General features: G+C 48.1%; 19 protein-coding genes and 6 tRNA genes. 17 read left to right on the top strand and 8 right to left on the bottom strand.

Going from position 1 to position 21632, the window contains the following annotated elements; translation table 11 throughout:
* Position 1 precedes the first annotated feature (1 nt).
* Positions 2–1120: an S-(hydroxymethyl)glutathione dehydrogenase/class III alcohol dehydrogenase gene (locus VBY75_RS00555; protein WP_416510559.1), complete on the bottom strand. Its 1119-nt coding sequence runs from the start codon at positions 1118–1120 to the stop codon at positions 2–4.
* Positions 1121–1251: 131 nt separating this feature from the next.
* Here VBY75_RS00555 and VBY75_RS00560 point away from each other — a divergent pair, with 131 nt between their 5' ends.
* The gene (locus tag VBY75_RS00560; RefSeq protein WP_054491284.1) at positions 1252–2130 is read left to right on the top strand and encodes a LysR family transcriptional regulator; all 879 of its coding nucleotides are present in this window, start codon (positions 1252–1254) and stop codon (positions 2128–2130) included.
* Positions 2131–2149: 19 nt separating this feature from the next.
* On the opposite strand, the gene VBY75_RS00565 is transcribed toward VBY75_RS00560, so the two are convergent.
* A tRNA-Val gene (locus tag VBY75_RS00565) sits at positions 2150–2225 on the bottom strand.
* Between the two features lie 36 nt (positions 2226–2261).
* Positions 2262–2337, bottom strand: a tRNA-Val gene (locus VBY75_RS00570).
* A gap of 192 nt (positions 2338–2529) precedes the next feature.
* Between VBY75_RS00570 and gltX the strand changes: the two genes are divergently transcribed.
* Positions 2530–3936: a glutamate--tRNA ligase gene (gene gltX / locus VBY75_RS00575; protein WP_416510561.1), complete on the top strand. Its 1407-nt coding sequence runs from the start codon at positions 2530–2532 to the stop codon at positions 3934–3936.
* A 45-nt stretch (positions 3937–3981) separates the two neighbouring features.
* On the opposite strand, the gene VBY75_RS00580 is transcribed toward gltX, so the two are convergent.
* Positions 3982–4848 (bottom strand): LysR family transcriptional regulator, encoded by an 867-nt coding sequence (locus tag VBY75_RS00580; protein ID WP_199494522.1) that lies wholly within the window; start codon positions 4846–4848, stop codon positions 3982–3984.
* 112 nt (positions 4849–4960) lie between these two features.
* Between VBY75_RS00580 and VBY75_RS00585 the strand changes: the two genes are divergently transcribed.
* The 8 genes from VBY75_RS00585 to VBY75_RS00620 all read left to right on the top strand — a co-directional run bounded on the left by VBY75_RS00585 (position 4961) and on the right by VBY75_RS00620 (position 10226).
* Entirely contained in the window at positions 4961–6280 is a 1320-nt protein-coding gene (locus VBY75_RS00585; RefSeq protein ID WP_054491281.1) for an NADH-quinone oxidoreductase subunit L, read from the top strand.
* Complete coding sequence (locus VBY75_RS00590; protein ID WP_416510564.1) at positions 6277–8544, top strand: putative inorganic carbon transporter subunit DabA; 2268 nt, start codon at positions 6277–6279, stop codon at positions 8542–8544. Before VBY75_RS00585 ends, VBY75_RS00590 begins: the two co-directional genes overlap by 4 nt.
* Entirely contained in the window at positions 8523–8744 is a 222-nt protein-coding gene (locus tag VBY75_RS00595) for a hypothetical protein (protein WP_222235568.1), read from the top strand. Before VBY75_RS00590 ends, VBY75_RS00595 begins: the two co-directional genes overlap by 22 nt.
* 275 nt (positions 8745–9019) lie before the next feature.
* Complete coding sequence (gene can / locus VBY75_RS00600) at positions 9020–9676, top strand: carbonate dehydratase (RefSeq protein ID WP_054491278.1); 657 nt, start codon at positions 9020–9022, stop codon at positions 9674–9676.
* 135 nt (positions 9677–9811) lie between these two features.
* Positions 9812–9887: transfer RNA gene (locus VBY75_RS00605), tRNA-Ala, on the top strand.
* A 45-nt stretch (positions 9888–9932) separates the two neighbouring features.
* Positions 9933–10008: transfer RNA gene (locus VBY75_RS00610), tRNA-Glu, on the top strand.
* Between the two features lie 33 nt (positions 10009–10041).
* Positions 10042–10117 (top strand) — tRNA-Glu (locus VBY75_RS00615).
* 33 nt (positions 10118–10150) lie between these two features.
* Positions 10151–10226: transfer RNA gene (locus VBY75_RS00620), tRNA-Glu, on the top strand.
* A 46-nt stretch (positions 10227–10272) separates the two neighbouring features.
* On the opposite strand, the gene VBY75_RS00625 is transcribed toward VBY75_RS00620, so the two are convergent.
* Entirely contained in the window at positions 10273–10890 is a 618-nt protein-coding gene (locus VBY75_RS00625) for an arylesterase (protein ID WP_054488465.1), read from the bottom strand.
* Positions 10891–10893: 3 nt separating this feature from the next.
* On the opposite strand from VBY75_RS00625, the gene VBY75_RS00630 reads away from it, so the two are divergent.
* From VBY75_RS00630 to VBY75_RS00650, 5 genes are all read left to right on the top strand, one after another.
* The gene (locus VBY75_RS00630) at positions 10894–11574 is read left to right on the top strand and encodes an ABC transporter ATP-binding protein (RefSeq protein WP_054488463.1); all 681 of its coding nucleotides are present in this window, start codon (positions 10894–10896) and stop codon (positions 11572–11574) included.
* Positions 11564–14089 (top strand): ABC transporter permease, encoded by a 2526-nt coding sequence (locus tag VBY75_RS00635; protein ID WP_416510568.1) that lies wholly within the window; start codon positions 11564–11566, stop codon positions 14087–14089. Before VBY75_RS00630 ends, VBY75_RS00635 begins: the two co-directional genes overlap by 11 nt.
* 19 nt (positions 14090–14108) lie before the next feature.
* Complete coding sequence (locus VBY75_RS00640) at positions 14109–14999, top strand: TIGR01777 family oxidoreductase (protein ID WP_278354758.1); 891 nt, start codon at positions 14109–14111, stop codon at positions 14997–14999.
* Between the two features lie 63 nt (positions 15000–15062).
* Positions 15063–15470 (top strand): septal ring lytic transglycosylase RlpA family protein, encoded by a 408-nt coding sequence (locus tag VBY75_RS00645; protein WP_416510570.1) that lies wholly within the window; start codon positions 15063–15065, stop codon positions 15468–15470.
* Positions 15471–15586: 116 nt separating this feature from the next.
* Entirely contained in the window at positions 15587–16660 is a 1074-nt protein-coding gene (locus tag VBY75_RS00650) for an MBL fold metallo-hydrolase (RefSeq protein WP_416510572.1), read from the top strand.
* A 14-nt stretch (positions 16661–16674) separates the two neighbouring features.
* On the opposite strand, the gene VBY75_RS00655 is transcribed toward VBY75_RS00650, so the two are convergent.
* Positions 16675–17295, bottom strand: coding sequence for a thiol:disulfide interchange protein DsbA/DsbL (locus VBY75_RS00655; protein ID WP_416510574.1), 621 nt, complete (start codon positions 17293–17295; stop codon positions 16675–16677).
* Between the two features lie 164 nt (positions 17296–17459).
* Here VBY75_RS00655 and VBY75_RS00660 point away from each other — a divergent pair, with 164 nt between their 5' ends.
* Together VBY75_RS00660 and VBY75_RS00665 are read left to right on the top strand one after the other, a co-directional pair.
* Entirely contained in the window at positions 17460–18233 is a 774-nt protein-coding gene (locus tag VBY75_RS00660) for an MBL fold metallo-hydrolase (protein WP_416510576.1), read from the top strand.
* A 21-nt stretch (positions 18234–18254) separates the two neighbouring features.
* Positions 18255–19229: a GlxA family transcriptional regulator gene (locus VBY75_RS00665; RefSeq protein WP_416510578.1), complete on the top strand. Its 975-nt coding sequence runs from the start codon at positions 18255–18257 to the stop codon at positions 19227–19229.
* Here VBY75_RS00665 and VBY75_RS00670 read toward each other — a convergent pair.
* Both VBY75_RS00670 and VBY75_RS00675 read right to left on the bottom strand, forming a co-directional pair.
* Positions 19216–20343, bottom strand: coding sequence for a DSD1 family PLP-dependent enzyme (locus VBY75_RS00670; RefSeq protein ID WP_416510580.1), 1128 nt, complete (start codon positions 20341–20343; stop codon positions 19216–19218). The genes VBY75_RS00665 and VBY75_RS00670 overlap by 14 nt on opposite strands.
* Before the next feature lie 25 nt (positions 20344–20368).
* Positions 20369–21631, bottom strand: coding sequence for an MgtC/SapB family protein (locus VBY75_RS00675; RefSeq protein ID WP_416510582.1), 1263 nt, complete (start codon positions 21629–21631; stop codon positions 20369–20371).
* Between the last annotated feature and the right edge of the window lies 1 nt (position 21632).

Consider the following 21632-nt stretch of genomic DNA (forward strand, 5'->3'; position numbering starts at 1 on the left):
ATTAATAATGAATGACTGAGCGAATCGACTTGCCTTCGTGCATTAAGTCGAACGCTTTATTAATGTCTTCTAACGGCATGGTATGGGTAATAAAGGTATCCAAATCAAACTTACCGTCCATGTATTGTTTAACATAGTCAGGCAGTTCGGTACGGCCTTTAACGCCGCCAAAGGCGCTGCCACGCCATACACGGCCTGTAACCAGCTGGAACGGACGGGTAGAAATTTCTTCACCGGCTCCGGCAACACCAATAATGACAGATTCACCCCAGCCTTTATGGCAGCACTCAAGTGCAGCGCGCATAACGTCTACGTTACCAATGCACTCAAATGAGAAGTCGACGCCACCGTCGGTCATATCAACAATGACTTCCTGAATGGATTTGTCGTGTTCGGTTGGGTTCACAAAGTCGGTCGCGCCTAGCTCTTTGGCAATTTTTTGTTTGTCGTCGTTCACATCAATGGCAATAATGCGGGAAGCTTTAGCTTGCACGGCACCAATGATAACCGCCAGACCAATACCACCAAGGCCAAATACCGCAACCGTGTCGCCTTCCTGCACTTTGGCGGTGTTTTTAACCGCGCCCATGCCAGTGGTGACACCACAGCCAAGCAGGCACACTTTTTCAAGCGGTGCTTCTTTTGGAATTTTCGCCAGTGAAATTTCTGGTAGAACGGTGTATTCAGAGAAGGTCGAGGTTCCCATGTAGTGATAAATGGTCTCGCCGTCTTTTGAAAAGCGGCTGGTACCGTCCGGCATTAAACCTTTACCCTGAGTGGCACGAACCGCCTGACACAGGTTGGTTTTACCAGAGGTACAGAACTTACATTCACCACATTCTGCGGTGTATAAAGGAATGACATGGTCACCGACTTCAACCGAAGTGACGCCTTCGCCGACAGATTCAACAATACCGCCACCTTCGTGACCTAATACGGAAGGAAAAATGCCTTCAGGATCTTTACCTGACAAGGTGTAAGCGTCAGTGTGGCAGACACCGGTTGCAATAATGCGAACGCGAACTTCGCCTTTTTTCGGTGGTGCAACATCAATTGTTTCTTCTTTCAGCGGTTCGCCCGGACCCCAGGCAACCATAGCGCGTGACTTAATCGTTTCCATATTGATTCCTTATACTGTTTGATTCGTCGTCTCATTACGTAAAAGCGTAGCCTAAGTTTAACTTTTTCTCATAAGCAGGTAATCTACTGTTTTTACAAATTACTTTTTCATTAATGAAATAATGGGGCAGTATGAAGCCTTGGCAGGGAATTAGCGAATTTGCGGCAGTGGCTGAATTGCATAGTTTTACCGCAGCGGCTCACCAATTGGGACTGTCGGTGGCACAGGTAAGCCGAAATATTGCAGCGCTGGAGCAAAGGCTGCAGATGCAACTGCTGTATCGCTCAACTCGAAGTGTCAGCTTAACAGAAGAGGGAAAGCTCTACTTACCCCATTGCCAGCACCTCGTTGCCAGCCTGAGAGATGCCGATCAGGCCATTCAGCAGCGCACACAACAGCCACAGGGTTTAATTCGCATTACGGCACCGGTCTACTATGGCGAGCGGTTTATTGCCCCTCTGTTGAATGATTTTTTGCAGGTTTATGCGGATTGCCGTCTGGATTTACAGCTGACAAACGAGCAGGTCGACTTAATTGAAGGCAGTTATGATGTGGCTATACGTTTAGGGCAACTGGGGAACCCGAGGTTACGCGCCCGGAAACTAGGGTCACGCCGGCATTTTGTCGTAGGCTCACCGGCTTATTTTAGTCAATTTGGATGTCCGCAAAACATTGATGACTTGGATGAGCATCGCTGTTTTACCGGAACGGTTAAGCAATGGCGTTTTCAGGTTGATGGCAAGCTGGAAACTGTGCGACCGGAGTCGTACCTGCATTGCAACAATGGCCTGGCACTTCGTGATGCCGCAATAAAAGGCTTGGGGTTGGCAATGCTGCCGGATTATTACGTGACTGAGTCGTTGGAAAATGGACAGTTAGAGGAAGTGTTAGCGGATTTTCGACAACCGGATGATGGTATATGGGCGTTGTATCCGGAAAATCGTCAGGTGATTCCTAAAGTACGGGTGCTACTGGATTATTTATCTGAAAAATTAATACTGGAAAAATAGAGAGCTGAGGGATAAAAAATGGTGGTTGCTACTGGGCTCGAACCAGTGACCCTCGCCTTGTAAGGGCGATGCTCTCCCAACTGAGCTAAGCAACCATCCTGAAGGTCTGCAACTAAGGGGAAGAAGAGAAGTGGTGGTTGCTACTGGGCTTGAACCAGTGACCCTCGCCTTGTAAGGGCGATGCTCTCCCAACTGAGCTAAGCAACCATTCTCACTGTGACACTTCTGCGTCGTTGCGAGGTGGCATTATAGGGCGCAGATATAAACTGTCAAATAAAAATTGCTAACTTTGGTTCGTTTGCTGACATTTTAATCACTTCGAATAGCAGATGCGTCAAGCGCTCAGTCTTGATAAACTTACGCTCATTAAATTGACCGGTTTCAAAGAAAGGAATAAACATGAGTGTGGTAACGCGTTTTGCCCCCAGCCCGACTGGGTATTTGCACGTTGGTGGTGCCCGTACGGCATTGTATTCATGGTTAGTTGCAAAGGCACAGGGCGGCGAGTTCGTGCTGCGTATTGAAGATACCGACCGTGAACGTTCAACGCAACCTGCTATTGATGCCATTTTAGAGGGTATGGAATGGTTAGGTTTAAGCTGGGATCGCGGACCTTATTATCAGACTCAACGTTTTGAGCGCTATAAAGAGTTAATCGACAAGTTACTGGAAGAAGACAAAGCCTATAAATGTTATTGCTCAACGGAGCGCTTAGAGAAAATGCGTGAAGAGCAAATGGCGGCTGGTGAAAAGCCTCGTTACGACGGTCACTGCCGTGACAATCCTGACGTAGGCGGTGATAAGTACGTGATCCGCTTCCGTAACCCGCAAGACGGCAGTGTGGTTTTTGATGATCACATTCGTGGGCGCATTGAATTCGCTAATACCGAACTGGATGATTTGATCATTGCCCGTACTGACGGCACGCCGACTTATAACTTCTGTGTGGTGGTTGATGACTGGGACATGGATATTACTCACGTAGTGCGTGGTGAAGACCATATTAATAACACCCCGCGTCAGATTAATATTCTGAAAGCTCTTGGCGCGCCGGTACCTCAGTACGCTCACGTGTCGATGATTTTAGGTGACGATGGTAAGAAACTGTCGAAACGTCACGGTGCGGTCAGTGTTATGCAGTATCGCGATGACGGCTATGTGCCGGAAGCGGTCGTGAATTACTTAGCACGCCTGGGCTGGTCTCATGGTGACCAGGAAATATTCAGCCGTGAGGAGCTGGTTGAGTACTTTAAGCTGGATGACGTTAACAAAGCAGCGTCAGCGTTTAATACCGAAAAGCTTAATTGGTTAAATCAGCACTACATGAAAACTTTGCCTGCAGAGCAAGTTGCACCGCAATTGCAATGGCAGTTTGACCAAATAGGTGTGGACACAAGCAATGGTCCAGCGCTAGAGCAAGTTGTGTCGTTGCAGGCTGACCGGGTAAAAACCTTAAAAGAAATGGCAGCAATTAGCCGTTACTTCTTTGAGTCGGTGGATGAGTTTGAAGAAAAGGCCGCGAAGAAACACTTGCGCCCGGTAGCTAAGGAGCCTCTGGTAAAAGCCAAAGAACTGCTCGGGGCTGTTGCTGAGTGGAATGCGGCGAATATCCAGGCGGCAATTAATCAGACAGCCGCTGACTTGGACGTGGGCATGGGCAAAGTAGGTATGCCGCTGCGTGTTGCAGCAACCGGTGGAGGCAACTCTCCTTCGTTAGATGTAACGCTGGAACTTATCCCCCAAAAGACGGTTCTGGCGCGTATTGACCTTGCTTTAGAGTTTATTGCGAATCGCGAGAATGCGTAACTTACTCTGATGAACTGGAGGCGTAGCCGGTTGTCCGGCAACGGGCTACGCAAAGCGCTTGAGAAGCCGAGCCACCATTGGATGCTCGAAAGGGCGCTTTAGAGTAATCGCATAAAAGTGTTCGAACACGTTGGGCAGAGTCAGGTAGCGTTTTAACTGCCCGTTGTTCAATTCATCCCTCACAACAACATCCGGAATAACCGCCAGGGCTCCGGTATCACGCGCCAGTAGTCGCAACATTGCCATATCGTCTGCCTCGGCAAGTACCCGTGGTTGCCATTTGTATTCGGCGCTTAACATATCGAATGCCGCACGTTGGGGCATGTTTTCCGGTGGTAGAACCCAGTTTTTGTTACGTAAAGAGGCATCTGTCAGGCGTTCTATATCGCGTCCCGGCGGCCCTATAACGGATACTGGCTGACGCGCTAACAGGCGGCTTTGCCATAATTGCTTGTCACTGCCCCGTACGTTGGTATTCGCCAGCGCCAGGTCAATTTGATGGTTAGCCAACTCATTAAATAACTGGTCGGGGGTCATTGAGTGCAGCCGGTATTGCACGTCCTGCTGGTGCACTAAGTCGCTGATAAATGCTTCGACAAAGTTACGTGACATGGTCGAGGCGTGACCAATGCGAATCACTAAATCAGCACCGTCCATTCCCTGTTTCAGCTGTTTGACCAGGTTCTCACCTTCGTGAAAAATCCGGTTGGCGTACTGACGAGCAATGTACCCGGCCTGAGTCAGTACTAGTTGTCGCCCCTGACGCTCAAACAAAGGCGTGCCTAACCATTCTTCCAACTGTTTTATTTGCGCCGATAACGCCGATTGCGATACATGAAGTTTTTGAGCGGTTTGGGTTAAATGGCCACTTTCCGCCACATGCCAGAAGTAAAAGAGATGTTTGTAATTCATAGTTGCTAATAACCGTTCTTTAAAATAGAACAATATTATATTTTATATCTATTTTACTTAACATTAAAGGCGCCCCCATAATTGCCCCAAACAAAATACCCAGGATGCATCAATGACTGAATGGTTGACATTATCTGGCGTTCGCCCTGTGTTATTGGCTCTGGTGGCTTTATTAGCACTGGTAGTAACGCGCTACGCTGTCACAAACTTCCGGCTGGATCCGCGCCGTCGTTCTTTCGTTTCTAAATTGGTTGGCTGCTTAGTAGCGGTACTCGTACTTATCGTCAGTAATCACATTGTGGTTTTCTTTGTGGCCTGGATGAGCATCAGCCTGCAACTGCACAGACTGCTCATGTTTTATCCTGAGCGTGACAGAGCGGTATTGGCGGCTCATAAAAAATTCATTCTGGCACGCTGCTCAGAAGCTTTTTTAGGCACGGCTTTTGTCCTTATGTACCTCAACACGGGCAGTTTTCAATTAGACACCATACTCAAGCAGTTTGCTACGGCACCTACCAGTATTCCCCAGCACATTGCGGCAGTCTGTCTGGTTATGGCGGCATTGATAAAGTGCGCTCAGTTGCCCCTGCATGGCTGGCTCATTCAGGTCGTTGAAGCACCAACACCGGTTTCTGCATTATTACACGCAGGCATTATTAACCTTGGCGGCTTCTTGCTGCTGGTTACCGTACCTTTATGGAGCAATAGTGTTCTCGCCGTGTGGTTATTGTGCCTGGTCTCGGCTGCCTCCTGCTGTTTTGCTGCATTAATTATGGCAACACGAATCAGCATCAAGGTGCGTCTGGCATGGTCAACCTGTGCGCAAATGGGTCTGATGTTGCTGGAAATTGGTTTGGGATACTACGACTTAGCCTTGCTTCACCTGGTTGCACACTCGGTTTACAAAGCTCATGCCTTCTTATCGGTCAGCGAAGTTGCTGTCATTAAACAGCCTCAGGCGCGCTCAATATTACGGGTGAGTCTGGTCTTTCTGATTTTTCAGGCACTCGTTGCTGCTACCTGTTGGTGGTTACTGGGTGATCCGAAGTGGTTACCGTCGGCTCTATTAGCCATGGCGTTAGCGACTATTTGGATGAATCTCCACCAATGGCTGTTGCGATTTGCTGTTTCAGTGCTGGCGATAGCTGCTTACCTGCTTCTTGGTGCGCTGGTACAACAAGTTGTGGAGCCACAACCGCCGTTTAACAGCTTGCTACTGGAGCCGATTATTACCGTGCTGTTCAATATCTTCGCTTTTACCTATTGGTTGGTTCATCACACGCCATCGCGTCGTCTGAGCCAACGCTGGTTCATCACTTTGAACGCCGGACTTTATTTGGATGAGTGGCTGACGCGACTGGTGTTGTGGTTGTGGCCCAGTCATCCCATTCGTTATTACCAACGTCGTAGCCGACAAGAGGGGCGCTTATGATCACCGTCAGTCGTTTTGTGTCTATCGCGGAACAGGTCAGTCAGTCCATTGCGCCGCAGTGGCCCTTGTCTCAATGGATAGCGGTTAACCCTTTCTGGCACTATCGTCAGCAACCGGTTAGCGGTGTCGCTGCACATTGGCGTTACTGTGCGGGGAGTCGACTGCTAATGAGCCCCGACTTCTATTGGCAGCAGTGGCAGCAGAATCAAATTGCCCCAGAGTTAGTGACCGAAGACATGGTGCGGGAGCTGGATCAACGAACTCAGTCCCGTGAGTTGCTGCCGCAATGGCGAAACCTAAGCCAGTGGGTGGATAAATATCAGCAGCGTCGCCGAAAAATGCGCTGGAATGACGAAGTGGTGCTGCAAATTAGCCAGACCTGCGGCTTGTTTATGCAGTTTCCTACACGCTTCCAGCAAGCGGGTAAGGACAGCTCGTTGTATCAACATTGGTTGACGATATCCCGTGCTGACCGCGGTATTGAAACCTTGATGGACGAGGCCGACTTAAACGATTTATTTGCGGAGCTCCCGGATGATCCGCATGAGCTTATTAGCGTCTGTCAGGCGAGTTTTTTAACCGATGCGTCTGACTATGCACTGCGCTGTTACTGCCAGGCTCTTATCAGTGACCTGTGGGGCTGGGCCGCAGCTATGGCTTATCAGGACGCCCGCCAGCAGAGTCAGTGGGTATTTGAGTTGTTATGCATTCGACTGGCCTGGGAGTACATTCTCTGGCAACTGGCTGAGCGGACCAACACGGCTGTTTATCAGCAGTTGCAGCAAGCGCTTGCGACGCAGATAGAAAACTGTGAAGGGCAAGTGTCTCATATTGAAGAATATAACGATGTTCTGTGGCAGTGGCAGGCGGCTTATGAACGCTCACAGTTGAAGACACTGAAATTCAGCCCGGAAAACTCAGATAAGGCCGCGAATGAAACCTCAGTGGTGCAGGCGGTGTTTTGTATCGATGTGCGCTCTGAGCGTTATCGTCGTGCGCTAGAACAAGCAGGGGAGCGCTTGGGGGTAAGTACACAAAGCAAAGGCTTTGCCGGCTTTTTTGGTGTGCCTTTGGCGGTTCAGACGAAGGAGCAGGACGTTCCCCATGCGCCAGGTCTGTTGCAGCCAGCCTATTACGTTAAGGCACCGGAGCGTAAGCATTCGGTTATGTCATTACTCAGTAACCTGTTTAATACGCCAGTGTCGATGTTCAGCGGCGTTGAAGCGCTTGGACTTGGCAAGTTGAAAGAGTTGCTGACAGGAGCGCCCGGAAAGCTGGCGACCGCCGACGATACTGCCGTTTCCGGCAGCGCTATTTTTCAGGCTGATGGTCAGGCGTCAGTAGAGTCTTTGGTGAGCTTATGCGAGCAGGCATTGGCGGGTATGCAGTTCGACTCGTTCGGGAAGCACGTAATTCTGGTAGGACACGGTTCACATCACAGCAATAATGCTCAGCGCGCAGGTCTCAACTGTGGGGCTTGTGGCGGTCAGTCCGGAGCCTTAAGTGCCCGAGTATTAACCCGTTTATTAAACGACGGTGAAATCCGAAAGCACCTCGTTGACCGGGGAGTTCAGATCCCCGCGAACACTCGGTTTTACTCAGCGCTGCATGAAACAGTAACCGACAAGGTAGTGTGGCTATCCGATTCCGTACCGGATCAGGTTAAGTGTTTATTCAGCAATGCCACAGAGGCATTAACCACGTCGACCAATGGGTCAGCTAAACAGCTTAAAAAGCAGGCGAACCATTGGGCGGAACTGCGTCCGGAGTGGGGGTTAGCCGATAATAATGTGCTGTTTTTCGGGCGAGCTAGCCGATTAACGTCGTCGGAAACGGTCGGCAGTAACTTTTTGCATGACTACTGCAGCGAGCGTGACCCTAAAGGGGCGTTGCTAACACAACTGTTGAGTGCCCCGGGACTGGTCGCCAACTGGATAAACTGGCAGTACTACTGCTCGGTGACTGATCCGAAACAGCTGGGTAGCGGCAATAAATTGCTGCACAACCGGGTCGCGAATGACATTGGTATTTTCGAGGGAAATGGTGGTGACTTACGTCAGGGACTGGCCTGGCAGTCGGTGCACGATGGTAGTGACTTTGTACACAGACCGGTACGGCTGCAGGTGATTATTGAAGCCGATGAAGCCACTATTCAGCGTGCGTTAGCTGGTGCTACCGCGTTTAACGAATTATTTCAGCAGCAGTGGATCAATCTGTATCGGCTGAATGCAGGAGGTGAGTTATGCCAAGTAACAGCAGAATAACGCCTGCTAACGGGGTAACCTGTTATACATTTAAAGAACTTTACGAGCATGTTCGCTCACGGCCTTTTAATCAGCCATTTGCTCTGCGTTATGGCGATGGCAGTGTTGATCACGGTCTGAACTCGGAAGAGGCCATGAAAGAGAGTTTACGTGCTCACGACAATCCCTATTTAAAGCAGCCCGTGGTTATTGAGTGGTAATTCTCTTTTTTTGTCATTTTTATAACGGCAGTCAGTCGGAGTGCTCAGGAATTCAATAAAACCTGAGTGACTGACTGCCCACTTTTCTCCGCTGGTTTTATCTAGCGCAAAAATCTGAATAAAATCCTTTGCCAAATTCAGTGCAATTCTGGTTACAATAGCCTTTAGTTCTCTCCACTTTGTTTATATAGAAGCTTTGACCTCTATATAGGATTAACGATGCCTAAAATTTGGTGGAAGCGTCTTATCAGGCTACCGGGACCATGGGATAAATAATGCCAGATATAAAACACTTGATTGAAAATAACAAAGCGTGGGCAGAAGAGCAGGTAAAAAAAGATCCTGATTTTTTCAAACGTTTAGTGGGTCAGCAGTCTCCCGAGTACTTGTGGATAGGTTGTTCTGACAGTCGGGTTCCGGCAAATGAAATTGTCGGCATGGCGCCGGGTGAACTCTTTGTTCATAGAAATGTGGCAAACCAGGTCATTCAGACAGATTTTAACTGCTTATCAGTTATTCAATTCGCTATTGAAGCGCTTAAAGTACGGCATATTCTTGTTGTTGGTCATTACGGTTGTGGTGGTGTGAAGGCTGCAATTGAGAGTAAACCCCATGGTTTGGTTGACCATTGGCTGTATCCTATTCGCGACGTTTACCGTGAGCATGCAGAAGAGTTAGAGCGGTTGAATGAAAATGACCAGCTTGATCGCTTGTGTGAGTTAAACGTGGTGGAGCAGGTTAAAAACCTGGCAAAGACCAACGTTGTTCAGGAAACCTGGGATAAAGATCAGCCATTGACGATACACGGTTGGGTTTATCGGTTGGATAACGGCTTAGTCAATGATATGAATGTATCGGTTTCGAGCCGGGAAGGGTTGGAGCAGGTTTACCACGTTTACCATCAAAAACTGCCAAAAGCGGTTCGTGGTTAAGATTTGATGAATTACTGAGCAAACTGCAATAAAAATGCTCAAACAACAGTATTTTTAGAAAAAATAGTTGACACATTAGCTCAGGTCACAATAGAATGCGCCCCGCTGTCAGGGCAGTCTGAGACTGTTTAGTGCGGGGCTATAGCTCAGCTGGGAGAGCGCTTGCATGGCATGCAAGAGGTCAGCGGTTCGATCCCGCTTAGCTCCACCAAGTTGTTTTGGTAAAGCACACTGGTAGTAATAAGTATTTGGTTGCGTCCCCTTCGTCTAGTGGTCCAGGACACCGCCCTTTCACGGCGGTAACAGGGGTTCAAATCCCCTAGGGGACGCCATTCAAATACTGAAGTGTAAAAAGTAATAACTGCGTCCCCTTCGTCTAGTGGTCCAGGACACCGCCCTTTCACGGCGGTAACAGGGGTTCAAATCCCCTAGGGGACGCCATTACTTTTAAACACTTAAGAATTAAGTCCATGGGTCCCCTTCGTCTAGTGGCCTAGGACACCGCCCTTTCACGGCGGTAACAGGGGTTCAAATCCCCTAGGGGACGCCACTTAAATCAACCGCCCGCAGGCGGTTTTTTTTGTTTCTGGCTTTCACTACTTCGCCAACTCCAGCAAATAAGGCTCCAGAAAATCAGCTATCTTTGGCTGGGCTTCAGCGGTGGGATGAATACCATCGTCCTGCACGTAATCGGCATTGGTGGCTATCTCTTCCATGAAAAATGGTATCAGCGTTACATTTTCTTCTTTTGCAACCTCTTCAAATACTTGGCGGAACTGTTCTGCAAAACGTTGGCCATAGTTAGGTGGTACCATAACCTGACTTAAGCCGACTTTAACGCCTTGTTTCTGCGCCTGGTCGATGATTTGTTTTAAATTCGAGCGAACTGTGTTTAGGTCGAACCCACGAAGGCCATCATTACCGCCTAGCTCGATAAATAAAGCGTCGGGCTTGTGACGCTCTAAAACGCCTTCTAAGCGGCGCAAACCACCACGAGTGGTCTCGCCACTAATACTGGCGTTAATGATGTTTATATCGGGATGAGAGCTCTCCCAGCGACGATCTAACTCGGCAACCCAGGTTTGTTCCTGAGAAAGCCCATAACCGGCGCTTAAGCTGTCACCTAAAACAACAAGTGAGACATTTGCGGAAACGCTGCGTATAACCAACAACAGCGCTAAAAATAAACACGTTTTCAAAAGGAAGTTTTTCATCTTATGCTCATTCAAGCTCAACAACTGGAAAAAACCGTAGACACCTCTGAGGGTCCATTACAGATTCTGCAGCCAATTAACGTCAGTATCAATGCCGGTGACACCGTAGCCATTGTCGGCGCTTCGGGTTCCGGTAAGTCGACGCTATTGTCACTACTGGCGGGTTTAGACCTCGCATCCTCCGGAGAGGTTCTTATAGAGAACGAAAAATTAAGCGAATTGGATGAGGAGCAGCGCGCAAAAGTTCGTGCTGACAAAGTCGGATTCATTTTTCAGTCGTTCCTGCTGGTACCTAGTTTAAGTGCCTTAGAGAACGTTATGCTCCCGGCAGAGCTGGCCGGACATAAAGGCGCAGAGAAAGAAGCCAGAGAATTACTGGCGAAGGTTGGGCTGGAAGATCGCTGGCATCACTATCCAAATCAATTATCTGGTGGCGAGCAGCAGCGAGTAGCTATTGCCAGAGCCTTTGTCGGACAACCGAAGATTCTTTTTGCCGATGAACCAACGGGTAACCTCGATGCGAAAACCGGTGGAAAAGTCGAAGAGCTGTTATTTGATTTAAACAAGGATTATGGCACCACGCTGATTGTGGTAACTCATGATCAACGGCTTGCAAAGCGCTGTCAGCGCGTGTTGCAAATGGATGCAGGGCAGTTATCGGAGGCAGCTCAGGATGTGGCATAAAATTTCGTTTCGTTTGCTGAAGCATGAGCTGAAACGAGGTGAGCTGACAATTATGGCGCTGGCAATTATTTTGTCAGTCACTGCCGTGTTGTCACTGTCCATTTTCAGCGATCGCTTACAGGCTGGATTAACTGAGCGTAGTAGTGAGTTTCTTGCTGCCGACAGAGTATTGAGCTCGCGGAGAGATATACCGCAAGAGTGGTTAGAGCAAGCCGGGCAAATGAATTTGAAAACCTCCTGGAAAGTTGTGTTCAACTCAATGGCGTTTGCTGATGAGAACATGACCCTGGTGGATATTAAGGCGGTAAGCGATGGCTACCCGTTACGAGGTCAGCTGGAAATTGCTGATGAACCTTTTGGGCAAGGTTATGTGGCCGAAGGTTTGCCTGCAGAAGGTGAGGCCTGGGTCGCTTCTCAGTTATTTCAGGCGCTGCAGTTAGATATCGGCGATGACATTGAGGTTGGCAACAGCAGCTTTAAAGTAACGAAAGTTGTTACCTATGAGCCGGACGTTGGTTTTTCAGTATTTACTGATAGTCCAAACGTTATTATTCGCCACTCACAACTGGAAGAAACGGGCTTGATCCAGCCCGGCAGCCGAGTGCGTTTTAATGTGTTAATGGCGGGTGACAACAGCGACATTACTGCCTATGAAGACTGGTTGCTACCACGCCTGAATGACGACACGCATAGCTGGCGCAGTATAGAAGATGGTGACAGTCCGTTGTCGCGTTCTTTGAATCGTGCTGAGCGTTTTATGATGCTGGCCAGCCTGCTCGGTGTGGTACTGGCTGCAACAGCGGTGGCAGTAGCAGCGCAGCGCTATTGTCAGAGAAATTACGATGTGGTTGCCATATTCAAAACCTTAGGGGCCAGTCGCCAGCAGATACGACGTATCTTTTTACTTCACCTGTTATTGCTTACAGCTGCCAGTGTGGCGGTGGGTATGGCGCTTGGCTGGGCCATTCAATATGTGGTTATTGAATGGGTGGCACAGAAACTGGATGCGACCTTACCTCAAGCCGGATGGCAGCCCTACGCATTAGCCGGAGCGACCGGTGTTATCAGTGCGGTTATGTTTACCCTGTATCCATTATTCAGGTTGGTATCAATTCCACCGCTACGCGTATTGCACCGTCAATTGACGGCTGGTAATGCGGTGCGTTGGTTGCAATGGGTACTGAGTGGCGGAACCATTTACGCACTGCTGGTGATTTACAGTCAGCAATGGTGGCTTTCCACGGCCTTGTTTGCCGGTGGCGCAGTTGCTGCTGTTATTTTACTGGGGCTGGGTCGTTTGTTTATTTCAGCCAGCCGTAAAGCGGGTATGCAGGCAGGCAGCAGCTGGCGACTGGCAATGGCTGGCCTGCAACGTCGGGCGGCAGCAAATAGCGTTCAAATGCTGAGCTTTTCAACGGCCATTATGCTGTTGCTGCTTGTCATTGTTCTACGGAACGATTTACTGGAAGACTGGAAACGTCAGCTACCTGCCGATGCGCCAAATTATTTCGCAATTAACATTGCTGAAGATAACGTTGATGACATGCAGTCAATGTTCGAGCGGGAAAATATTCCGTCGACCGATCTCTATCCTATTGTGCCGGGACGTTTAACTCATATTAACGGGGAGAAACTCGAGGACGAAGTTACCAAAGAGGATCGTGATGAGGAAGTCTCTGACGAAGGTGCGTCAGAAAATGACGGTCGTGAAGGCATAGGCAGGGAGCTCTCTTTAACCTGGCGTGACAGTTTGCCTCCTAACAACGAACTTACCGCAGGAGAGTGGTGGGGCGACAATGCCGAACCTCAGGTCTCGGTGGAGCTGAATGTATCAGAACGACTGGATATTAAAGTTGGTGATGAACTACGCTTTAACTTAGGTGGCGAAGAATTCACTGTACCGGTGACCAGCTTGCGTAAAGCTGACTGGAATACATTGCAGCCAAACTTTTACATGATCTTCAATACTTCGACTCTGGAAGATTTTCCGGCGACTTATATCACCAGTTTCAGACTGGATGAAGAACGTAAAAGTGACCTGTATGAGTTGTTCAAGCCTTTCCCACAGGCATCTTTAATTGATTTGGATGCCATGATAGATCAAATACGGGAAGTGATTGGGCAGGTGAGCTTAGCGATTGTGTTTGTATTGGTACTTGTGATCATTGCTGGCGCTTTAGTGCTGGTAGCGCAAGTTCAGGCGAGTATGGAAGAGCGCCAGAAAGAATTAGTTATTCTAAGAACACTGGGGGCATCGGGTAAATTACTGAGCCGTAGTATTACTTATGAGTTTTTGGTGTTAGGTGCCATTAGTGGACTGATAGCAACTTTGGCAATGGAGATATCACTGTTCATACTGCAGAACCAGGTGTTTAACATGACGCCGGTTATTCACTGGAAGTTGTGGCTGTTAGGGCCGGCATTTGGTGCCGTAGTGGTTGCTGTTTTAGGCCGCTTATCCTGCTACCGACTTATTCAGAGAAATACCGCGCAGCTAATACGCAAGCTGACTTAACAAAATAGGGAGGTGACCAATGAACATTTTAATGACAGGTGGTACCGGGCTTATTGGCTCAGCGTTTATTCGCAAGTACCTAAGTGAGCATCAGTTTACGGTCACTACCCGCAACAAGGAACGCGCAAAAAAGGCCTTGGGTGATGATGTCACTTTGCTCTCTTCGGTGGACGAAGTAACGGATATTGGTCAATTTGAAGCCGTTATTAATCTACAAGGGGAAGGCATTGCGGATAAGCGTTGGAGCGACTCCCGCAAACAGGCGTTAAAAGACAGCCGCTGGCAGGTTACCGAAAAGCTGGCGGCTATGATCAAGGCTGCAGAAACGCCTCCTAAGGTATTTCTGAGTGGTTCCGCTATTGGCTACTATGGCCCGCGTGACGCTCAGCCCGTAGATGAGAACGATGGCCCTAAGCATACTGACTTTGCGGTGACCTTATGTCAGGAATGGGAGCGTCGGGCTTTAGCTGCAGAGGATGCAACCCGCGTGGTTCTGCTACGCACCGGTGTGGTTCTGGCAAAAGGTGAGGGCGCTCTGGCCAAAATGCTTTTTCCATATAAGTTTGGTTTAGGTGGCCCTTTGGGCGATGGTGAGCAGATGATGTCGTGGATACAGCTTGAGGATATGATCCGCGCGATTCAGTATCTGCTGGAACACGACAATTTGTCTGGGCCAGTTAACATGACCGCTCCGGGACCCGTTACTAATGAAGCCTTTAGCCGTACTCTGGCGTCGGTACTGAATAAACCGCACTTTATGAGAGTACCGGGTTTTGTGCTCAAGTTAGGTCTGGGGGAAATGTCATCGATGCTGCTTAAAGGTCAGGCTGTGGTGCCTGATAAGTTGCGCAGCCATGGTTTTGAATTTGAGTACCCTACGGTGCGGGAAGCCTTTCAGGTCAGTGTGTAACTCTTTACACGCCTTTTGAATTTCTTAACGGACATTGTTTTTGTAACTCAGTAAAATTGAGGAATGAAAACAAAAAAACCGTATCCACTTAAACGATTAACCCTTGGCGTTGGCATTTTTATGCTGGCGCTGACAGGGTGTACTTCGATTCCTGCTGAAAGTCCTGAAAACTTAGTTGGTACTAGCGAGTCCGGAAAGGCTTCTTATTACGCTATGAAATACCAATTCAGAACGACCGCAAGCGGTGAACGTTATAACCACTTTTCCAGCACGGCGGCTCACCGAACCTTACCGTTTGGAACTAAAGTGCGTGTAACCAATATTGCTAATAATAAAAGTATTGTGGTCAAAATTAATGACCGTGGTCCTTTTATTGACGGCAGAATCATCGATTTATCCCGCTCAGCTTTCGATAAAATAGCCGATCTTGATTTAGGGGTTATCAAAGTGACTACTGAGGTTATCAGGTAATATCAGAGCCCATACCTTAGTGTTACAAAAACTAACAATTTAGCGCGTGACCTCTTAACGTATTGATATTAGCTTTCTTGTTTTAATTAAACTTTAGAGGTGGGATGCTGGTGTCAATGTTTAGAACTTTAGTATCAGTAAATACTTTGGCATTGCTAACACTGGTATTAACAGGTTGTAGCGCAAACTCTGTGACAACGATAGAAGAGGAACCCCAGCCGACTAATGGGGAAACCAGACGTTTCCAAAACCTGGACGCAGGTGAGAAGAACTATCCGTTAACGTGTAAACAAGATTGCTACAAGCCTCGTAGCGATATTCGGTGTGGTAGCGATGGATTGTGTCAGTACACTGGAAATAAGAAGGCCTTTCACGGGGTGACGGATTTCTCTGTGAAATGGCTGGGTCACGCAACTTTTGCCATTAAAACCTCAACCGGAGAGACGTTTTTAACGGATCCTGTTTTCAATGACTTTGACTGGCCAATAAATTGGCTGTTCTCACTTGATGGTGGCAAAAAGCGAGAAATGAATTTGGAACCGTCACCAGAACTGATTAATGCCACAGATGCCGTATTGTACTCCCATCTTCATTACGATCATTTTAATAAGAGTGATATCGAAAAGATCGGGCTCAAGCCCGAATACTTGGTGCCTCTCAATGTGGCCGAGCACTTTCCATCAATCGGGGCTAATATAACTGAGCTGGGCTGGTATTCTTCTAAAACGATAGACCAGACTTTGGTTACTGCGGTGCCTGCTCATCACTTTAGCAGCCGCACCTGGGTGCCCTTTATTTACGAAGATAACAATAAAGACTCCTGGAATGCCTGGCTGATAGAAAGCAAAGGGAAAACATTGCTTTTTGCCGGAGATACCGGCTATTCAGAGCACTTTAAAGCAATAAATACGCGTTATGGTGATATTGATGTGTGCTTGTTACCAATAGCGTCTTATTACAGCGAGGAGTCACCTGAATGGTACCGCTACGTTCATATGACCCCTGAAGATGCCCTGACCGCAGCCGATGACCTTAACTGTAAAGTATTTATTCCCTGGGGCTACGGCAACGCAAGCTGGGGAATGGGAGACTTGTCATCTCACTCCGCACTAACTCGTTTTCTGAATATGGCAGAGAAAGTTGGTACCTCAGCTGAAATCGTTATTTTAAACGAAGGGGAAAGCTTGTAGCTTTCCCTTATGTTTTATGACGACTTATTCATAAGCTGTTCAATAACCAGTTTTAAGTCACCAATAAGATCATCGCTGTTGCGGAAGCCATTCATCAGAATTTTGTATTTGCCGTTCACGATAAGTGTAGGGGTGCCGGTGACGTTTTTATCACGAGCGTCTTTATCCATTTGTTTTGCGCGAGCTTTGACTGAAAAGTTATTGAAGCCGCGTTTAAAGTCATTTTCAGAAACGCCTGCCTGAACAAAAATATCTTTAATTTTTTCCTGTGCATCAATCGACTGACGTTGCCCAAACTGCTGCTTAAAAATGCTTTCGCTAATAGCTTGCTCTTTGCCCAGCATTAAGGCTAACGAATAGGCTTGGGTCATTTTGCTGCCCATGCCCGGCTTAGGGCTCAATCCTGACGTGTGTGACTTCTTAAAGGCTTCAGGAAATGTAGCGGCAAGTTCTTTTGCGATGGGCTCGAAACGGTAACAGGCCATGCAATAAAAAGAGAAGTACTCAATAATTTCAGGCGTTTTCGAAGCCGGGTTATCTAAAACTTCGTAGTGCCTGTTCTCGCTAAATTCCTCGGCCTGCAATGCAGCTGCCATGAATAGTGCGCAAACGAACATTGTGATTCTTACTAGCATAGCGAACTCCTTTTCCTTTTTATTATTGTTGGTAATAAGTATTACAGGTAATTATGATAAGAACAATTGAGGTTGTCCCGATTCTATCGTTAAGTGTCCATCAGGCCACTCTTCTTTGTTGTGTTTATTGATAACAATAGCTTCCGTTAACAACAGCGGAGACTATGATGAAATTTACACAAATTCGTAATGCGACACTAAAACTTACTTTTGCCGGAAAAACCTTTTTAATTGATCCTATGCTGGCGGAGAAAGGGCGCTATCCTGGTTTTGAAGGCACGCTAAACAGCCATTTGCGTAATCCTACTGTTGGTTTGCCCTTGTCGATGGATGAAATTTTAGATGTGGATGCGGTGATTGTCACACATACGCACCCCGATCATTGGGATGAAGTGGCAGTACAGAACATTCCGGAGGACAAGCTGATTTTCGTGCAGCACGAAGCGGATGCTCATGTGCTTAAAGAGCAAGGCTTCATGAACCTTCAAATACTCACCGAAAATACTGAGTTTGAAGGCATGGCATTACACAAAACACCGGGACAGCATGGCAGTGATGTGACTTTGTCGATGGCCAGAGATCTATTGGGTGAGGTTTGCGGTGTTGTCTTTAAGCATGATGGGGAAAAGACGCTTTATTTGGCGGGTGACACGGTCTGGAATGCTTATGTTGAAAATAGCTTGAAACAATACCAACCAGAGGTAGTTATATTGAACGCCGGAGATGCTCAGATACCTCAGCTAGGTTCCATTATTATGGATAAAGAAGACGTTTACCAGGTTCATAAAGCGGCGCCGGAAGCGACATTAATTGCCAGCCATATGGAATCGGTGAATCACGCCGCATTATCGCGCGTGGAGTTGCGTCAATTTTTAGTAGAAAAGAATATTACTAATTCAGTGTTGGTGCCGGAAGACGGTGAAAGTTATAGTTTTTAAACGTTTTTCAGAGGGACAGTTATGAAACAGCCAGTTGTTGCCCCAGTTGTTGCTTTAGTGGCATTTAATCAGTTCAGCTCATTTCACTTTTCTGTCCCCTGCATTATTTTTAAAGACATTATGCCGGAGCAGCCTCTTTTTGATTTAAGGGTCTGCGCCGGCGAAGTTGGGGAGCTTAAGTCGAATGCGGGGCTTCAAATAACGCCTGAATATGATGTTACCGGGTTAAGAAGTGCGGACATTGTCATTGTGCCCTTTTGGCGAAACCCGGCGGAACGTCCTCCTCAGCCATTGCTGGATGAATTGAGAAAAGCCTACGAACGGGGTGCACAGATTGTGGGTTTGTGTCTGGGAACTTATGTTTTGGCTTATGCGGGTCTGCTTTCTGGCAAGAAAGCTTCAACGCACTGGGAATTTGAGCCTGACTTTCAAAAGCGTTTTCCAGATGTAACTCTGGACTCTAACTCGCTGTATGTGGACAGTGGAAATATTGTCACATCGGCCGGAACCGGCGCCGGGCTTGATTGCTGTTTATACTTGGTGCGTCAGCAATACGGCAGCGAAGTTGCCAACAGAGTGGCGCGACGTATGGTGATACCGCCTTACCGTAACGGCGGGCAGGCACAATTTATTGACAGACCGGTACCAAAGTCGACACCCAATAGCCGTATTAACCAACTGCTAGACTATTTAAGGCTGAAGTTGGGAGAAAGCCACAGCCTGGATGAGTTGGCTGAACGTGTCATGATGACTCGCCGCACATTTAGCCGCCAGTTTCAGAAAGCCACCGGCATGTCAGTGGGAGATTGGTTGGTGAACGAACGCTTACGTTTTAGTCAGGATCTTCTGGAGTCGACCGACTTGCCAATTGAAGTCATTGCGAGCCAATGCGGTTTCAACTCAGCTCTTTCATTACGTAATCATTTTAAAGCGCAATTTAATGTCTCCCCAAGTGAGTGGCGAAAAACCTTTCGGGGAGAACCTACCAGCCAATAATGCGTTGCCAAGTGTTATGCGAACCGTCACTCATTAATACGTGGTAAACCGGATGCATAGCCGCAGTGGCACAGGCATGGTTAGGTAAAATGCGCAGCTGATGGCCAACAGGAAAGTCTTCTGGTTGGTAAGCTTCGGTTAACTCAATGACACCGTGCTCTTGCGAGGTGCTGTTAACGCACAAGCCGTCCAGCAGTGAGCCATCTGATCTGCAGACTTGTCCGTAGCCAAAGTCCTGGCTCTGGCCTGCTGTACCGCGATCACGCGACAGGGCCATCCAGCCGCTGTCGGTCAGCAACCAGTTTTTTTCTTTGTTGTGGCCAATGACTGTTGTGACTACCGACATGGCTATGTCCGAAAAGCCGCACACGCCGATGTTTTTCATAACTAAGTCAAAGGTGGTGTAAACGCCGGCTCTGACCTCACTAATGTCACTAAAGTCTTCGCCAAAATGTGCTGTCGGCGTTGAACCAACGCTGGTTATAGCGCAGCTAATGCCGGCCGCCTGAAGGTTGTCCTGAGCAACTTTAACGGCATCGCATTCTTGTTTGGCGAATTTTTTTAACCCTTGTTCCGTATTGCAGGCGTACGAGCCACCGGCGTGGGTCATTAAACCGGTGAAATGAGCGCCCAGTTCTTTGGCAATGGTTAACAATTGCGGATCTCCCGGCTTAATACCACCACGGTGGTCATCACTGTCTATTTCGATGAAAACGGAAAAGTCTTGCCCGAACTGGTCAGCAAAATCGGAAACGGCCTGCGCCTGCACCATATTGTCTATCAGAATATGTAGGTGAATACCTTGCAGTCTTAGCGCTGCTACCCTTTTGAGCTTTTCGGGAGCTATGCCGACGGCATAGAGTAAATCGGTATAACCTGCCTTCGCGTAGGCTTCTGCCTCAGCTAAGGTTGATACTGTAGCCGGAGCATTCTTACTATCGAGTAGGTATTCAGCCGCTTCCAGAGTACGTAGAGTTTTTAAATGTGGGCGTAAATGACTGCCCAGAGACTCAACCCGTTGCTTAAGATAGCCAATGTTACTTTTTAATTTAGCTTCATCGATGAGCAAATAAGGTGTATCCGGATGTGTGATCCAGTCAGGAGCGGATTTCATAATTGTTGTCCTGCATTTGTGATGATTAAAACTGCCAAAAGCCGTAAAGCAAGCCGGGAATAACGCTTGAAATCATGTAAACAGCGTAGCGATAGTGTAATTTAATGCCTGCGACAGAGGCGAACATTACGCCTTTAAGCAGAGTATTGCTGGCACAGGCTAAGATAATTCCCATTGCTGCTACCTGACCGGAGAGTTCGCCGTGAGCCGAGCGTGACAGCGACAGGGTAATGGCGTCAACATCCATCAGACCGGATACTATAGCCAGGCTGTATATTCCGGCATCACCAAACCAGTCTTTCATTGCCTCCGCCATTAGCAGAATAACCGCTAACAAAATACCAAACTGAATGGCAGTGGTCAGTTGCAGTGGGTTACTGATGGTTATCTCTCCGGCCTTCGATGGTGGTTTACGTTTATTTTGTCTGTACATGAGTGCTATGACAGTTAATAACCCAGCGAACATGAGAAGAATAGGCGGCCACAATAGCGTTAGAAGCTCACGGTTAACAACAAAGACCTCAATAAGAACACGTGGGAACATAATGCTACAGGCGAGCAGCATGCCACTGGCGTAAATGACACTGTGAGAATTCTTTTTCGCAAAACGAGCCATCGTTAAGGTCACTGCGGTGGATGATGCGAAGCCCCCGGCAATGGCGGTAATTAAGGTGCCGCGCTTCTCTCCCAGCAACTGAGTAAACAGGTAGCCAATAAAAGAGAGACCCGAAATTAATACCACCATCCACCACAGCCAGTAGGGGTTTAGTGCCTGCCAGGGGCCGTAACCTTCATCTGGCAGCAAAGGCAGAACAACCACAGATATCAGCAGTAAAGTGATGCCGGAGTAAAAGGCTTTAGGTGAAATGCGTTTAAGCAATTTGTGCAGACTCTTTTTATGGCCGAGAAGAGCAACCACTACAGCACCGCAACTGAGTGCAGGTAAAGGGTCGCCGGAGGCTGCCCAAATTGCCAGTGCAAAAGTCAGCAGCATTGAGAATTCGGTGGTAATACCCGCGTCATCGGAGAGCTTGCTATGACTGATATAAGACGATGCAATGAGTATGGCAACAACAAAGAACCCGGTAACGATAAGCCACACGCCCCATTGTTGAGCTAAAATCGCAAAAACGCCGCCACTGAGTCCTATTAAACTGAAGGTTCTTACGCCGGCAACTCGCGTGCCGTCATCACTGTCTCTACCGCTCCAGCCGCGCTCAATGCCTATCATCAGGCCCAATGCCAGAGCTGCCAGTAAGGATAACGCTAGTTCCATTTGGTAATGCATT

It is taken from the genome of Idiomarina sp. HB (genome assembly GCF_048059115.1).
In the GTDB taxonomy this organism is placed as follows: Bacteria; Pseudomonadota; Gammaproteobacteria; order Enterobacterales; family Alteromonadaceae; genus Idiomarina; species Idiomarina abyssalis.

Coding starts and splice junctions, on each gene's coding strand:
- VBY75_RS00560 (WP_054491284.1), top strand. CDS start 1,252: ATGAAGCCTTGGCAGGGAATTAGCGAATTTGCGGCAGTGGCTGAATTG.
- VBY75_RS00635 (WP_416510568.1), top strand. CDS start 11,564: ATGTGGCATAAAATTTCGTTTCGTTTGCTGAAGCATGAGCTGAAACGA.
- VBY75_RS00675 (WP_416510582.1), bottom strand. CDS start 21,631: ATGCATTACCAAATGGAACTAGCGTTATCCTTACTGGCAGCTCTGGCA.
- VBY75_RS00645 (WP_416510570.1), top strand. CDS start 15,063: ATGAAAACAAAAAAACCGTATCCACTTAAACGATTAACCCTTGGCGTT.
- can (WP_054491278.1), top strand. CDS start 9,020: ATGCCAGATATAAAACACTTGATTGAAAATAACAAAGCGTGGGCAGAA.
- VBY75_RS00650 (WP_416510572.1), top strand. CDS start 15,587: ATGTTTAGAACTTTAGTATCAGTAAATACTTTGGCATTGCTAACACTG.
- VBY75_RS00655 (WP_416510574.1), bottom strand. CDS start 17,295: ATGCTAGTAAGAATCACAATGTTCGTTTGCGCACTATTCATGGCAGCT.
- VBY75_RS00625 (WP_054488465.1), bottom strand. CDS start 10,890: ATGAAAAACTTCCTTTTGAAAACGTGTTTATTTTTAGCGCTGTTGTTG.
- VBY75_RS00555 (WP_416510559.1), bottom strand. CDS start 1,120: ATGGAAACGATTAAGTCACGCGCTATGGTTGCCTGGGGTCCGGGCGAA.
- gltX (WP_416510561.1), top strand. CDS start 2,530: ATGAGTGTGGTAACGCGTTTTGCCCCCAGCCCGACTGGGTATTTGCAC.
- VBY75_RS00585 (WP_054491281.1), top strand. CDS start 4,961: ATGACTGAATGGTTGACATTATCTGGCGTTCGCCCTGTGTTATTGGCT.
- VBY75_RS00640 (WP_278354758.1), top strand. CDS start 14,109: ATGAACATTTTAATGACAGGTGGTACCGGGCTTATTGGCTCAGCGTTT.
- VBY75_RS00660 (WP_416510576.1), top strand. CDS start 17,460: ATGATGAAATTTACACAAATTCGTAATGCGACACTAAAACTTACTTTT.
- VBY75_RS00665 (WP_416510578.1), top strand. CDS start 18,255: ATGAAACAGCCAGTTGTTGCCCCAGTTGTTGCTTTAGTGGCATTTAAT.
- VBY75_RS00670 (WP_416510580.1), bottom strand. CDS start 20,343: ATGAAATCCGCTCCTGACTGGATCACACATCCGGATACACCTTATTTG.
- VBY75_RS00595 (WP_222235568.1), top strand. CDS start 8,523: ATGCCAAGTAACAGCAGAATAACGCCTGCTAACGGGGTAACCTGTTAT.
- VBY75_RS00630 (WP_054488463.1), top strand. CDS start 10,894: ATGCTCATTCAAGCTCAACAACTGGAAAAAACCGTAGACACCTCTGAG.
- VBY75_RS00580 (WP_199494522.1), bottom strand. CDS start 4,848: ATGAATTACAAACATCTCTTTTACTTCTGGCATGTGGCGGAAAGTGGC.
- VBY75_RS00590 (WP_416510564.1), top strand. CDS start 6,277: ATGATCACCGTCAGTCGTTTTGTGTCTATCGCGGAACAGGTCAGTCAG.